Genomic DNA, 13,583 nt, shown 5'->3' with positions numbered 1-13,583 from the left:
TGATGTCCAGAGCTGCAGATGTATATCTTTTACTTTACGTCGTTTTTCCGTACGACTCCAGTAGCTGCTTAGATCTATACTATAGCCTACGCTCTTTCCCGACACGACGCTCTGCCGTTCTGGGGGAGATGGGCGTCAACTACAGCCTGGAGCCGGATCAGTTGGCGGCGGGCTATGTATTGAGCTGCCAGTCGTGGCCGAAAGGCGACGGCGTGGTATTGGACTTCGACGTCTAGGAGCCGCGATGGATACCCCCTTTATTTTGCGCCAGCAGCAGCACCGCGTGGTCACGCTGACGCTGCACCGCCCGGAGGCGCGCAATGCCCTGAGCACCCCTTGCCTGGAGCAGCTGGTGTTTCTGCTGGATCAGGCCGATGCCGACAGCGGCGTGGGTGCCGTGGTGATCGCCGGCGCGGCGCGTTTCTTTGCCGCCGGGGCCGATCTGCACGAGCTGCAACGGCAGGATCTGCCGGCCGCGCTGGCGGATCGCCGTCCGCAGCTGTGGCAGCGACTGGCGCAGTTCAGCAAGCCGCTGCTGGCGGCGGTGAACGGCTATGCCCTGGGCGCCGGCTGCGAGCTGGCGCTGGCCTGCGACATCGTTATCGGCGGCGAAAGCGCCCGCTTCGGCCTGCCGGAGATCACCCTCGGCCTGATGCCGGGGGCCGGAGGCACCCAGCGCCTGATCCGCTGCGTCGGCAAGGCGCGCGCCAGCCAGATGGTGCTGACCGGCGAAGCCATCGACGCCCGCACCGCGCTGCAGGCTGGCCTTATCAGCGAAGTGTGCGTCGATGCCCTGACGCTGGAGCGCACGCAGCAGATTGCCGATCGCATCAGCCGTCAGGCGCCGCTGGCGCTGCGCGCCGCCAAACAGGCGCTGAAACAGGCCGAGGAAACCGGCCTTAGCCAGGGGCTGGCGATGGAGCGTCAGCAATTTGTCACCCTGGCCGCCACCGACGATCGCCGCGAAGGCATCGCCGCCTTTTTCGAAAAACGTACGCCAAACTATCAGGGGCGCTGATTTATGGATAACGCATTGATTCTCAGCCATCTCGACGCCGGCGTGTTGACGCTGACCCTCAACCGGCCGGATCGGCTCAACAGCTTTAACGACGAGATGCATCGCCAACTGAGCGAAGCGCTGACGCAAGCCGAACGCGACGACAACGTGCGTTGCCTGCTGATCGCCGGCGCCGGCCGCGGTTTCTGCGCCGGGCAGGATCTCAACGATCGCAACGTCAGCGCCGATCAACAGGCGCCGGACCTCGGCCTGTCGGTCGAACGTTTCTACAACCCCCTGATCCGTCGCCTGACCGCCCTGCCCAAACCGGTGGTGTGCGCGGTCAACGGCGTGGCGGCCGGCGCCGGCGCCGCGCTGGCTCTGGCGTGCGACATCGTCATCGCCGCCGACAACGCCGGCTTTATTCAGTCGTTCTGCCGCCTGGGGCTGGTGCCGGATTCCGGCGGCAGCTGGTTCCTGCCGCGGCTGGCCGGCCACGCCCGCGCGATGGGCATGGCCATGCTGGGCGACAAAATCAGCGCCCAACAGGCGCTGGAGTGGGGCATGATCTGGCAGGTGGTGCCGGCGGATGAATTGGCCGACCGCACGCAAACGCTGGCGCGCCATCTGGCCACCCAGCCGACTTACGGTCTGGGGCTAATCAAGAAAGCCATCTACAGTTCGGCCACCAACAGCCTCGATCAACAACTCGATCTGGAACGCGATCTGCAGCGATTGGGCGGCCGCAGCGACGACTACCGCGAAGGCGTCAGCGCGTTCTTCGCCAAACGCACGCCAAACTTCAGTGGGAAATAGCCATGAACGCGCCCCTTCTTAACGGCCAGGTGGCGGTGATCGGCGCCGGCACCATGGGCATCGGCATTGCGCAGGTGGCCGCCGCCGCCGGCCACCCGGTACGGCTGTTCGATATCGCCCCCGCCGCCGCCCAGCGCGCGATCGACGAACTCGCTCGCCGCCTGCGGCAGCGGGTCGACGGCGGCAAGGCCGACGCAAACACCACCGAGGCGCTGCTGGCGCGTCTCGAACGCGCCGATTCGCTCGAGCAACTGGCCGACAGCGCGCTGGTGATTGAAGCGGTGGCGGAAAATCTGGCGATCAAGCAGAGCCTGTTCCGCGATCTGGAAGCGGTCTGCTCGCCCACGGCGCTGTTCGCCAGCAATACTTCCTCGCTGTCGATCACCGCCATCGCCGGCGCCTTGCAACACCCACAGCGCATGGCCGGGCTGCACTTCTTCAACCCGGCGCCGCTGATGAAGCTGGTGGAGATCGTCAGCGGTCTGGAGACCGGGGCCGAGACCCTCGCCGCGCTGCAAGCCCTGGCGCAGCGCTGGGGTAAACAGAGCGTCGTGTGCCGTTCGACGCCGGGATTCATCGTCAACCGCGTGGCGCGGCCGTTCTACGCCGAAACCCTGCGCGCGCTGGAAGAACGGGTGGCCGACGCCGCCACCCTGGATGCGGTAATGCGCGACGCCGGCGGTTTCGCCATGGGCCCGCTGCAGTTGACCGATCTGATCGGCCAGGACGTCAATTACGCCGTGACCGACTCGGTGTATCAGGCCTTCTACCAGGATCCGCGCTTCACCCCCTCGCTGGTGCAGCAGGAGCTGGTGGCCGCCGGGCGCCTCGGCCGCAAATCCGGCCGCGGCTTCTACCGCTACGACGCGCAACGCCCCACCGCAGAGATGATCGCCTTTGCGCCACCGGCGCAGGCCGCGCTGCCGCAGCGCGTTACGCTGCACGGCGACTGGTCTTCGCTGGCCGATTTGGCGCAGCTGTTAAGCGAAAATGCGGGGGCGATCAAACAACCTGGCCAGACCAGCCCGCACGTCACGATCGACGACGTTACACTGATGTTAACCAATGGTAAAACCGCCGGCCAACTGGCCGACGAACGTGGAACGCCCGTGGTGCTGTTCGATCTCTGTGCCGACTATGCACATGCCTCTGCCATCGCCATCAGCTGCGCGGCGCAAAACGGCGCGCAACACAATGCCAAAGCGATCCGTCTGCTGCAGTCCCTCGGCAAACGCGTCATCCCGTTGCCGGATTACCCCGGCCTGCTGATGATGCGCACCCTGGCCATGCTGGCCAACGAAGCGCTCGACGTGGTGAACAAAGGCGTCGCCGGCGCCGAGGATACCGATCTGGCGATGCTGCGCGGCGTCAACTATCCGCGCGGCCCGCTCGCCTGGGGCGCCACGCTCGGCTGGCGCCATATTCTGGCGACGCTGGAAAACCTGCAACGCTATTACGGCGAGGCCCGCTATCGCCCGATGCCGCTGCTGCGCCGCTACGCTTCCCCCGCCGCTTTCCCAGGAGCCGAACAATGAACGCCAATACGCCGCGCGCGCTGGCTCAGCGCTGCGCCGAACAGATGTTCCAGCAAGATACCTGCGCTCAGGCGATGGGGATGCACATCGATGACGTCGACGTCGGGTACGCGCAGGTCAGCATGACCGTCGGCCCGCAGATGCTCAATGGCCACCAGACTTGCCATGGCGGCCAGCTGTTCAGCCTGGCGGATACCGCCTTCGCCTACGCCTGCAACAGCCAGGGGCTGGCGGCGGTGGCTTCCGGCTGCAGCATCGACTTCGTCCGCCCGGCGCTGGCCGGCGATCGCCTCACCGCCAGCGCGCAGATGCGCCATCAGGGCAAAGCCACCGGGCTGTATGACGTCGAAATCGTCAATCAACAGGGCAAAACCGTCGCCTGGTTTCGCGGCCGCGCGCACCGCCTCGGCCACAGCATTTTAGGAGATCGGGCATGAATCAGGCATTTATCTGCGACGGCGTGCGCACCCCGATCGGCCGCTATGGCGGCGCGCTGGCCCAGGTGAGGGCCGACGATCTCGCCGCCCTGCCGCTGCGCGTGCTGCTGGAGCGCCATCCCCAGGTGGACTGGGCACAGCTGGACGACGTGATCCTCGGCTGCGCCAACCAGGCCGGGGAAGACAACCGCAACCTGGCGCGCATGGCGCTGCTGCTGGCCGGGCTGCCGGTCGGCGTTTCCGGCACCACGGTGAACCGCCTGTGCGGTTCGGGTCTGGACGCGCTGGCGATGGCGGCGCGCAGCATCAAAGCCGGCGACGCCGGGCTGATGCTGGCCGGCGGCGCGGAATCGATGACCCGAGCGCCGCTGGTGATGGGCAAGGCCGACAGCGCCTTCAGCCGCCAGGCGCAGCTGTACGACACCACCCTCGGCTGGCGCTTCGTCAACCCGCGCATGCAGGCCGAGTTCGGCACCGATTCGATGCCGGAGACCGCCGAAAACGTCGCGGCGCAGTTCAACATCAGCCGCGCCGATCAGGACGCCTTTGCGCTGCGCAGCCAGCAGCGCGCCGCCCGGGCGCAGGCGCTGGGATACCTGGCGCAGGAGATAGCGCCGGTCAGCCTCACCGGTAAAAAAGGCGCAGTCACCCTGTTCAGCCAGGATGAACACCCGCGCGCCGACACCACCTTCGATCAGCTGCAGGCGCTGAAAACCCCGTTCCGTCAGCCCGGCAGCGTCACCGCCGGCAACGCCTCGGGGCTGAACGACGGCGCGGCCGCGCTGATCGTCGCCTCCGAAGCGATGGCGGCGCGCCAGGGCCTGACGCCGCGCGCGCGCATCCTTGCCACCGCCACCTGCGGCGTGGAGCCGCGGCTGATGGGCATCGGCCCGCTGCCGGCCACCCGCAAGGTGCTGGAGATCGCCGGGCTGAGCCTGGCGCAGATGGACGTCATCGAACTGAACGAAGCGTTCGCCGCCCAGGCGTTGGCGGTGATGCGCCAGCTTGGCCTGCCGGACGATGCCCCGCAGGTCAACCCCAACGGCGGCGCGATCGCTCTGGGGCATCCGTTGGGCATGAGCGGCGCGCGCCTGGCGCTGGCCGCCCTGTTTGAACTGGAACGGCGAGCCGGCCGCTACGCTCTGTGCACCATGTGCATCGGCGTGGGCCAAGGCATCGCCATGATCATTGAGCGTGTCTGACCCCTGAGGCTAACCATGACAATAAATCCACAGCCCCTCGAAACGATCGAATTCGCCTCGCGCGATGAGATTGAAGCGTTGCAGTTGGCGCGTTTGAAGTGGACGCTGCACCACGCCTACGACAATGTGCCGATGTACAAGCGCAAGTTCGATCAGGCGGGCGTACACCCCGACGATCTTAAGCAGCTGAGCGATCTGGCGCGCTTCCCCTACACCACCAAGCAGGATCTGCGCGACAACTACCCGTTCGACACCTTCGCGGTGCCGATGGAACAGGTGGTGCGCATCCACGCCTCCTCGGGCACCACCGGCCGCCCGACGGTGGTGGGCTACACCCAGCGCGACATCGATAACTGGGCCGATATCGTCGCCCGCTGCCTGCGCGCCGGCGGCGCCACCGCCAAAGACAAGGTGCACGTCGCCTACGGTTACGGCCTGTTTACCGGCGGCCTGGGGGCGCACTACGGCGCGGAGCGGCTCGGCGCCACGGTGATCCCGATGTCCGGCGGCCAGACGGAACGCCAGGCGCAGCTGATCCTCGATTTCAAACCCGACATCATCATGGTGACGCCGTCCTACTGCCTGACGCTGATCGATGAACTGGAGCGCAAAATGGGCGGCGACGCGCGCGGCTGCTCGCTGCGGCTCGGCGTGTTCGGCGCCGAACCCTGGACCGAAGCCCTGCGCCACGAAATCGAAACCCGCATGGGCATCAAGGCGCTGGATATTTACGGCCTGTCGGAGGTGATGGGGCCGGGCGTGGCGATGGAATGTCTGGAAAGCGGCGGCGGCCCCACCATTTGGGAAGACCACTTCCTGCCGGAGATCATCTGCCCGGAGACCGGCATCGCCCTGCCGGACGGCGAGCACGGCGAACTGGTGTTCACCACCCTGACCAAAGAGGCGCTGCCGGTGATCCGCTACCGCACCCGCGATCTCACCCGGCTGCTGCCGGGCGACGCGCGCCAGATGCGCCGCATGGGCAAGATCACCGGCCGCTCCGACGACATGCTGATCATCCGCGGCGTCAACGTCTTCCCGTCGCAGGTGGAAGAACAGATCAAGCAGTTCGAGCAGCTGTCGCCGCACTATCAACTGCAGGTCAGCCGCAGCGGGCATCTGGACACGCTGGCGGTGCGCGTCGAGCTGAAAGAATCGGCGCTCAGCCTCAGCCATCAGCAGCGTTGCGATATCTGCCACCAGCTGCGCCACCACATCAAATCGATCGTGGGTGTCAGCACCGACGTCAGCATCGCCAACTGCGGCGATATTCCGCGCTCGGAAGGCAAGGCGCAGCGCGTGGTCGATCTGCGGCCGCGCTGAGGCGTACGGCGTCACGGATGACGCCGCCCCAAATTATGGTAATGTTGTGGCTCATCGAAGGCTAACTCATGGAAAAATATGGAACATAAACTGGATGAGTTCATTCGCCATGCCGTCGACGCCCAACCGATCAGCGGCACGTCGCTGATCATTTCGCTGTACGGCGACGCGCTCAGCCACCGCGGCGGCGAAGTGTGGCTCGGCAGCCTGAGCGCGCTGCTGGAGGCCTTCGGTTTCGGCGATCGTTTCGTGCGCACCTCGGTGTTCCGCCTGCAGAAAGAGGGGTGGCTGGCGGTGGAGAAAATCGGCCGCCGCAGCTTCTACCGCGTGACCGAGCAGGGAATGCGCCAGTTCCGCCACGCCGAATCGAAGATCTATCTGCGCGAGCAGCCCGCCTGGGACGGCAAATGGGAGCTGTTGCTGCTGGAATGCGCCGAAAAAAACGCGCGCGCGCGGCTGAAAAAAGAGCTGGGCTGGCTCGGGTTCGGGCAGATCGCCAACAACCTGATGGCCGCCCCCACCCATGCGCAAACCGACGTGACGGCGCTGCTCGGCGAATTGAACGCCAGCGAGCAGGTGATCTACTTCCGCGCCGATTACCCCTACAACCGCTCCGAGCAAACGCTGCAGAAACTGGTGGCCGACTGCTGGTCATTGAGCGAGGTGGCGGCCGGTTATCATGAGTTTATCGTCTCTTTCCGGCCGCTGATGGCGCTGCTGCGCGAAGTCGACCCGGCGGCGCTGACGCCGCTGCGCTGTTTCCAGATTAAGCTATTATTGATTCACTTCTTCCGTCGCGTGGTGTTGAAAGATCCGCTGCTGCCGGATGCGCTGCTGCCCGCCCAGTGGGAGGGCCAGATCGCCCGCAATCTGTGCATCAATCTCTATCAGCAGGTCGATCGCGCCGCGACGGACTACGTCAGCGCGCTGGCGGAGACCACCATCGGCGCCCTGCCCGCGCCGGCCGCCGGCTACTATCGGCGCTTCGGCGGCCTGCCGCGCGACCCTACATGTTAAGGAACTCACGCTATGCCTGTGTATCAGATTGACGGCCTGACGCCGGTCGTTGACCCCAGCAGTTACGTGCACCCGACGGCGGTGCTGATCGGCGACGTGATCGTCGGCAAACACGTGTATATCGGCCCGAACGCCAGCCTGCGCGGCGATTTTGGCCGCCTGGTGATCTGCGACGGCGCCAACATTCAGGACAACTGCGTGATGCACGGCTTCCCGCAGCAGGACACGGTGGTGGAAGAAGACGGCCATATCGGCCACGGCGCCATCCTGCACGGCTGCCGCATTCGCCGCAACGCGATGGTGGGCATGAACGCGGTGGTGATGGACGGTGCGGAGATCGGCGAGAACACCATCGTCGGCGCGATGGCGTTCGTCAAAGCCGCGGCGGTGATCGAAGCCAACAAGCTGGTGGTCGGCAGCCCGGCGCGCGTGCTGCGCGATCTGACCGAACAGGAGCTGGCCTGGAAGATCGCCGGCACCCGCGAGTATCAGGATTTGGTGCAGCGCTGCAAATCCTCGCTGCACGAAGTGGCGCCGTTGACCGAAATCGAACCGGGCCGCCGGCGCCTGAGCTTCGGCGACCACCTGATCCCGAAAAGCCAGCTTTAGTCTCAGGGGCTGAAGGCGCACCTCAGTCCCCTCTCATTACTCCACTTCCGGTGCCTTGAGTGGCGACGGCGCAACCGCGCGGCGGCTCTGGAAGTGATAAGCCGCCACCAGCAGCAAGGTGAACGGAATACCGAACCACAGCGTCATGCGGAAGAATTCGGTAAACGCCGTCGAGATCATCAACGCTGCCATCAGCCCGGCGCCGAGCAAGGTGGTATAGGGAAAGCCCCACATGCGAAATTTCAGGTGGGTCTGCCGATGCCGGCGGCGGAAGAACAGGTGGGTGACGAAAATCATCAGCCAGGTAAAGCAGGCGCCATACACCGAGATAGACATCATGGCGGCGAACGAGGTTTCCGGCGCCACCAGGCTCAGCACGATAGACACCACGATACCGATGCACGACATCGCCAGCGCATTGACCGGAATACCGCGCCGGCTGACGCGCCCCAACGCCGCCGGCGCCTGCCCGGCGCGCGACAGCGAGAACATCATGCGAGTGGTGATATACAGCTGGCTGTTCATTGCCGACAGCGCCGCTACCAGCACGATAAAGTTGAAAATACCGGCGGCGGCGGGCAGATGGATCACGTTCATCGCCATCAGGAACGGGCTTTCGCCGGTGCCGGACTGGCGCCAGGGCACGATGGCCAGCATCAGGGCGATCGACAGCATGTAGAAGATGAACAGCCGCACGATGGTGCCCTTGAACGCCGCCTTCACCGCAATCACCGGATTCTTCGCCTCGCCGGCGGCCACCGCGATCATTTCAATGCTCAGGTAGCTGAAGATGGACACGATCACCGCGAACCACATGCCCTTGACGCCAAACGGCATAAAGCCGCCGGCGGTCAGGTTGCGCAGGCCGTAGGCCGGGTTGCCCGAGAACGCCAGAATGCCGATGCCGATCAGAATAAACGCCACGATCGCCGTCACTTTGACGGTGGACAGCGCGTATTCCACCTGGCCGAACGATTTCACGCCGATCACGTTAACAACGATCACCGCCGCCGAGAACAGCAGCACCCACGGCCAGGTCGGCGTCGCCGGGAACCAGAACTGCATGTACATGCCGATGGCGGTGACTTCGGTGCCCACCGCCAGCACCACGCAAGACCAGTAAGAGTAACGCACCAGAAAACCGAACAGCGGGCCGAGATAGAATTCGGCGTAGTCGCCGAACGAGCCGGGCGTCGGGTGTTCGGAGGTCATTTCCGCCAGGCTGCCCATCAGCAGCAGCGCAATGACGCCACCGATCAGGTAGCTCAGCAATACCGACGGCCCCGCCATCTGAATGGCGTAGGCGCTGCCGAGAAACAGCCCGGTGCCGATGGCGCCGCCGATCGCCAGCATCGACATCTGCCCGGCGGTAAGATGCTTGTTCAACCCGCCCTGGCGGCGGGCGATATGCTCAAAATCATTCATCTGTGGCATGGCTGGGTTCCCGAGCGGAGTTAGGCGGTGCGGGTGACGTCGAGGATCGCGGCGGTCACGTAGTCAATGTTGCCGGGGTTAAGCCCTGGCAGGCACATGCGGCCGGGCGAGACCAGATAGATGGCATAGCGCTGCCGCAGGGTCTGCAGCTGCGCTTCGTTCAGGCCGGTATAGCTGAACATGCCGCGCTGATCGCGTATGCGCCGGTGATCCAGCGAAGAGCCGCCCTGTGCCAGCCCGGCGGCCAGCTGTTCACGCATTTGCTTGATGCGTGAGCGCATTTCCGCCAGCTCATCGCGCCAAAGCTCGCCGAGTTCGGCGTCGCCGAGCAGGGTTTCCACGATCTGGCTGCCGTGCGTCGGCGGGCAGGAGTAGCTGCGGCGGATCAGCGTTTTTAACGCCCCTTTGACGTTGGCGGCATTTTCCGCGTCGGCGCAGCGCACCGACAGCGCGCCCAGACGCTGGCCGTACAGCGCGACGTTTTTGGAAAACGAATTGCAGACCAAAAACGGCAGATCGGTTTTCAGCGCTTCGCGCAATGCAAAGCAGTCTTCCTCCAGCCCGTCGCCGAAGCCCTGATAGGCGATGTCGAACAGCGGCAGCAGGCTGCGTCGTTGCAGCACGGCGAGCGTGGCGCGCCACTGCTCCGCCGTCAGATCGGTGCCGGTTGGGTTGTGGCAACAAGGGTGCAGCAAGACCACGCTGCCCGGCGGCAGGCTGTCCAGCGCGTCGAGCATGGCGGCGAAACGCAGGCCGCCCGCCGCTTCATCAAAGTAGGGATAGGTATTCACCCGCAGCCCGGCGCCTTCGAAAATCGCCCAATGATTGGCCCAGGTAGGATCGGACACCCAGATTTCACCGCGCGCCAGAAAGTGGCGCAAAAAATCCGCCGCCAGCTTCAACGCGCCGGAGCCGCCGACGGTCTGCACCGTGGCGATCTCGGCCGCCTGTTGCTCACCGAACAGCAGCGCCTGCACCTGGCGGGCGAACTGCGGCGAACCTTCGATCGGCGGATAACCGTGCGGGCGGCGCAGCGCCAGCAACCGCTGCTCGGCCGCCTCAACCGCCTGCATCAGCGGAATATTCCCCTGCCGATCGTAATACAGCCCAATGCCTAAATTCACTTTTTTCGGATTGGGATCCTGCAAATAGGCTTCCATCAGCGACATAATAGGATCGGCGGCGGAAGGTGCAATCTGTTTAAACATGACGCATCCTTAACTCGTTATTGAATTAATATGAAGACAGGCTTAAGGAGAAATTAAATCAGGCGATGGCGCTGACGGTAATTTCTATTTTCATTCCGGGCACCACCAATTTCTCGACGATAACCGTGGAGCGATTGGGATAAGGATAATTAAAGTATTTCTGGTAAATATCATCGAGCCATTTAACGTCGTTAACGTCGGTAAGATACACGATCACCTGCAGCACCTTATCGCTGTGGCTGCCCGCCGCCTTCAGCGTCTGCGCCAGGTTATCGAAGGTCAGCGCAATCTGTCGCTCCGGCGCGCCGGTGTCGATGCTGCCGTCCGCCCGCACCGGGCCGTGGGCGGTAAACAGCATGCCGCCGCCCCGGGTGGCCCAGGAAAAAGGCTGGCCGATATCCGGCAGCCCGGTCTCTACAATCTCGCGCATGTCAGTGGTTCCCGTGGTGGTCAAGTTGGCGAAGCAGCGCGCCGTCGGCGGCGAACAACGCATCCAGGATGGTGAAATGGTTGGCGCCTGGCACCGCGACCAGTTCAGCCGGCAGCCCGCGTTGGCGCAGCGCCGCATGATAGTGTTGCGACTGACCTCTCAGTTCCGGCAGCTCCAATGCGCCGTAATACAGCGTAAGCGACTTGCCGCGCGTCGGCAGGCGGCGCGCCGGGCTGAGCGTTTCAATTTGCCGCGTGGTCAACTGCAGCGCCCGATTGACATAGCTTTGTTGCAGCGGCGCCAGCTCGAACAGGCCGCTGATGGGAAAGACGGCATCCACCAACGCATGCTGCTGCCAGAGCGCCGCCAACTGCCCGCCGGCGGAATGGCCGCACAGATAAACCGGATGGGCGTAGTGCGGCGGCAGGCGGCGCTGAATGGCATCCAGCGCCATTCCGATCTGTCGGCATATTTCGTCGAGATCCACCGCCGGCGCGAGCGCATATTCCACCAACACCACGTCAAAACCCAACGCCAGCGGCCCGGCGGCGATAAAGGCGAAATCCGCCTTATCGCAAAATTGCCAATAGCCGCCGTGAATAAAAATTAACGTCCCCTGATGCTGCTTTGCAGAATAGAGCCAATCAAATGTTTCACGTTCGCCGTTGCCATAAGCAATATTATTTTCATGGCGCGTCTGTTTATAAACAGCCGCGCTGCGGGTTTGAAATGAAGTCAAAATAGCCGCTTCATTATCCACCGTGGCGCCGTTGTCATAACTCCCCGCAAGTGGTTTCATATATTAAACTTCGTTTATTATTTAAGATGTGAATTAACTATTAGCACCGACAAAATTATTGTCAAGACGGGCGCATCAGCAATGCGCGCCCGGTAAAATAAAACCTGATGAATAATGAAAAAGTTTAACCCATGAAACTTTTTGCGTTTATTTCCCCCGCCCGTCCAGCTGAATTTGCGGCAAGGCGCTGAGCCGTTCAAATGCATAATCCCAAAAGGCGCGCACCTTCAGCGGCATGTGCTGCGCCTGCTGCGCCACCAGCTGTACCGGCATCGGCAACGGCTCATGATCCGTCAACAGCCGCACCAGCGTACCGGCGGCCAAATCGTCCGCCACCTGATACGAGAGCAACCGGGCGACGCCCTTGCCGGCGCGCACCGCCAGCAGTTGCGCTTCCACGTCGTTGAGCAACAGCCGGGGCGTCAATCGCACGCGCTCGCCGTTTTCCTGCGGGCCGAAGCGCCATTCGCGCAGCGACGGCCGCTGGGTGCCGACGATGGTGGCGTGCTCCGCCAGCTGCGCCGGCGATCGCGGTTCACCGCAGCGCGCCAGGTAATCCGGGCTGGCGATCGTCACCCGGCTGACCTGCCCCAGCCGCCGCGCCACGCGGGAAGAGTCCTGCAGATGACCGATGCGCACCGCGATATCCAACCCTTCGTCAATCAGATCGAGATTGCGATCGTTCAATACCATTTCGATCTGCATCTGCGGGTAATCATCGAGAAATGCCATCACCACCGGCGCCACGTACCGGCGGCCGAACTGCACCGGCGAGGTAATGCGCAGCAAGCCGCTCAGCTGCGCTTCGGCGGTATCCTGCACCACCGCCTGATAATCCTGCAGCAGCCGTTGCGCGCGCTCCAACAGCCGCGCACCCGCCTCGGTGGGCGCCAGCCGCCGGGTCGTGCGCTCCACCAATCGGGTGCCGAAACGCTGTTCCAGCGCGGCGATGGCCCGGGTGATCGCCGGCGCCGAACGCCGCAGTTTGCGCCCGGCCGCCGCCAGGCTGCCTTGCTGCACCACCGCCACGAAAATCGCCAACTCGTCTAACCGATCCATAGATTCTTCCGAAAAGTGAAATTATCAATTTCCACATTGCCGGATTTCGCTCGTTCAACGCAAGAGTATGCTGACAAAAAGCACTGAGGAGAAACGCCATGTCCACCATCACACTCTACGGCACCCCGCTTTCCGGCCACGTTCATCGCGTGGCGTTGCTGCTGCACATGCTGGCGCTGCCCTATGCATGGGTCGAAGCCTCGGCGGACGTACGGCAGAGCGCAGCCTTCCGCCGGCTCAACCCGTTCGGCCAGATCCCGGTCTTGCAGGATGGCGATCTGACGCTGGCCGACAGCAACGCCATTCTGGTCTATCTGGTGAAGCGCTATGCGCCGGACAGCCACTGGCTGCCGGAACAGCCGGCCGCGGCGGCGCGAGTGCAGGCCTGGCTTTCCAAAGCCGCCGGTGAAGTCCGCTATGGCCCGGCGGCCTGCCGACTGATCGCCCAATTCGCCGTGCCGGAGGACTATCAGGCGGCGCGGGCGGTCAGCGAGCGTTTCCTGCCGCAGATGGAACAGCATCTGAGCGAGCGGGACTACCTGGCCACCGAACACCCCACCATCGCCGATCTGGCCTGCCACAGCTACGTGGCGGTCGCGGCTGAAGGCGGCATTTCACTGTCGCCTTACCCTGCGATACGTCGCTGGGCGGCGCGCATCGCTGCACTGCCCGGCTTCTTTGCCATGCCGGCCCTGCCGGAACCGGCGGGGAGCTGAC

At 64.1% G+C, this 13,583-nt stretch carries 14 protein-coding genes and 1 pseudogene; 10 read left to right on the top strand and 5 right to left on the bottom strand.

The features are described 5' to 3' along the window. Nucleotides 1–125 precede the first annotated feature (125 nt). The 9 genes and pseudogenes from H7A77_RS19360 to paaY form a co-directional block, all read left to right on the top strand. Nucleotides 126–236 (top strand): annotated as a pseudogene (locus H7A77_RS19360) (phenylacetic acid degradation protein); the annotation flags it as partial. 8 nt (nt 237–244) lie between these two features. Then, nucleotides 245–1,018, top strand: coding sequence for a 2,3-dehydroadipyl-CoA hydratase PaaF (gene paaF, locus H7A77_RS19355; protein WP_182074523.1), 774 nt, complete (start codon nt 245–247; stop codon nt 1,016–1,018). Between the two features lie 3 nt (nt 1,019–1,021). Next, nucleotides 1,022–1,813: a 2-(1,2-epoxy-1,2-dihydrophenyl)acetyl-CoA isomerase PaaG gene (gene paaG, locus H7A77_RS19350; RefSeq protein WP_033643612.1), complete on the top strand. Its 792-nt coding sequence runs from the start codon at nt 1,022–1,024 to the stop codon at nt 1,811–1,813. 2 nt (nt 1,814–1,815) lie between these two features. Continuing rightward, on the top strand, nt 1,816–3,348 hold the full coding sequence (locus H7A77_RS19345) for a 3-hydroxyacyl-CoA dehydrogenase (RefSeq protein ID WP_072627395.1): 1,533 nt from the start codon (nt 1,816–1,818) through the stop codon (nt 3,346–3,348). Continuing rightward, nucleotides 3,345–3,785, top strand: coding sequence for a hydroxyphenylacetyl-CoA thioesterase PaaI (gene paaI, locus H7A77_RS19340; protein WP_099786174.1), 441 nt, complete (start codon nt 3,345–3,347; stop codon nt 3,783–3,785). Before H7A77_RS19345 ends, paaI begins: the two co-directional genes overlap by 4 nt. After that, nucleotides 3,782–4,987, top strand: coding sequence for a 3-oxoadipyl-CoA thiolase (pcaF, locus tag H7A77_RS19335; RefSeq protein ID WP_033650802.1), 1,206 nt, complete (start codon nt 3,782–3,784; stop codon nt 4,985–4,987). The genes paaI and pcaF overlap by 4 nt, the downstream gene beginning before the upstream one ends. 15 nt (nt 4,988–5,002) lie before the next feature. Beyond that, nucleotides 5,003–6,310: a phenylacetate--CoA ligase PaaK gene (paaK, locus tag H7A77_RS19330; protein ID WP_182074522.1), complete on the top strand. Its 1,308-nt coding sequence runs from the start codon at nt 5,003–5,005 to the stop codon at nt 6,308–6,310. Between the two features lie 78 nt (nt 6,311–6,388). Next, entirely contained in the window at nt 6,389–7,327 is a 939-nt protein-coding gene (gene paaX / locus H7A77_RS19325; protein WP_046687375.1) for a phenylacetic acid degradation operon negative regulatory protein PaaX, read from the top strand. Between the two features lie 12 nt (nt 7,328–7,339). After that, complete coding sequence (paaY, locus tag H7A77_RS19320; protein ID WP_033643617.1) at nt 7,340–7,936, top strand: phenylacetic acid degradation protein PaaY; 597 nt, start codon at nt 7,340–7,342, stop codon at nt 7,934–7,936. 36 nt (nt 7,937–7,972) lie between these two features. Here the strand turns inward: paaY and H7A77_RS19315 are convergent, their stop codons facing one another. From H7A77_RS19315 to H7A77_RS19295, 5 genes are all read right to left on the bottom strand, one after another. Then, nucleotides 7,973–9,370, bottom strand: a complete 1,398-nt coding sequence (locus H7A77_RS19315; RefSeq protein ID WP_147838102.1) for an amino acid permease — start codon at nt 9,368–9,370, stop codon at nt 7,973–7,975. A 20-nt stretch (nt 9,371–9,390) separates the two neighbouring features. Further along, nucleotides 9,391–10,578: an amino acid aminotransferase gene (locus tag H7A77_RS19310; RefSeq protein WP_047025409.1), complete on the bottom strand. Its 1,188-nt coding sequence runs from the start codon at nt 10,576–10,578 to the stop codon at nt 9,391–9,393. 58 nt (nt 10,579–10,636) lie between these two features. After that, a complete protein-coding gene (locus H7A77_RS19305; protein ID WP_182074521.1) occupies nt 10,637–11,008 on the bottom strand; it encodes a RidA family protein in 372 nt (123 codons plus the stop codon). Nucleotide 11,009: 1 nt separating this feature from the next. Further along, a complete protein-coding gene (locus H7A77_RS19300; protein WP_182074520.1) occupies nt 11,010–11,807 on the bottom strand; it encodes an alpha/beta hydrolase in 798 nt (265 codons plus the stop codon). Between the two features lie 147 nt (nt 11,808–11,954). Further along, nucleotides 11,955–12,866, bottom strand: coding sequence for a LysR family transcriptional regulator (locus H7A77_RS19295; protein ID WP_176589046.1), 912 nt, complete (start codon nt 12,864–12,866; stop codon nt 11,955–11,957). A gap of 98 nt (nt 12,867–12,964) precedes the next feature. Here H7A77_RS19295 and H7A77_RS19290 point away from each other — a divergent pair, with 98 nt between their 5' ends. Then, nucleotides 12,965–13,582: a glutathione S-transferase family protein gene (locus tag H7A77_RS19290; protein ID WP_182074519.1), complete on the top strand. Its 618-nt coding sequence runs from the start codon at nt 12,965–12,967 to the stop codon at nt 13,580–13,582. Nucleotide 13,583: the final 1 nt, after the last annotated feature.

The sequence above is a fragment of the Serratia sp. ME47 genome (genome assembly GCF_903970925.1).
Classification (GTDB): Bacteria; Pseudomonadota; Gammaproteobacteria; order Enterobacterales; family Enterobacteriaceae; genus Serratia; species Serratia ureilytica.
The sequence above is the reverse complement of the archived record's forward strand: the minus strand, read 5'-3'. Positions and strand labels throughout refer to the sequence as shown.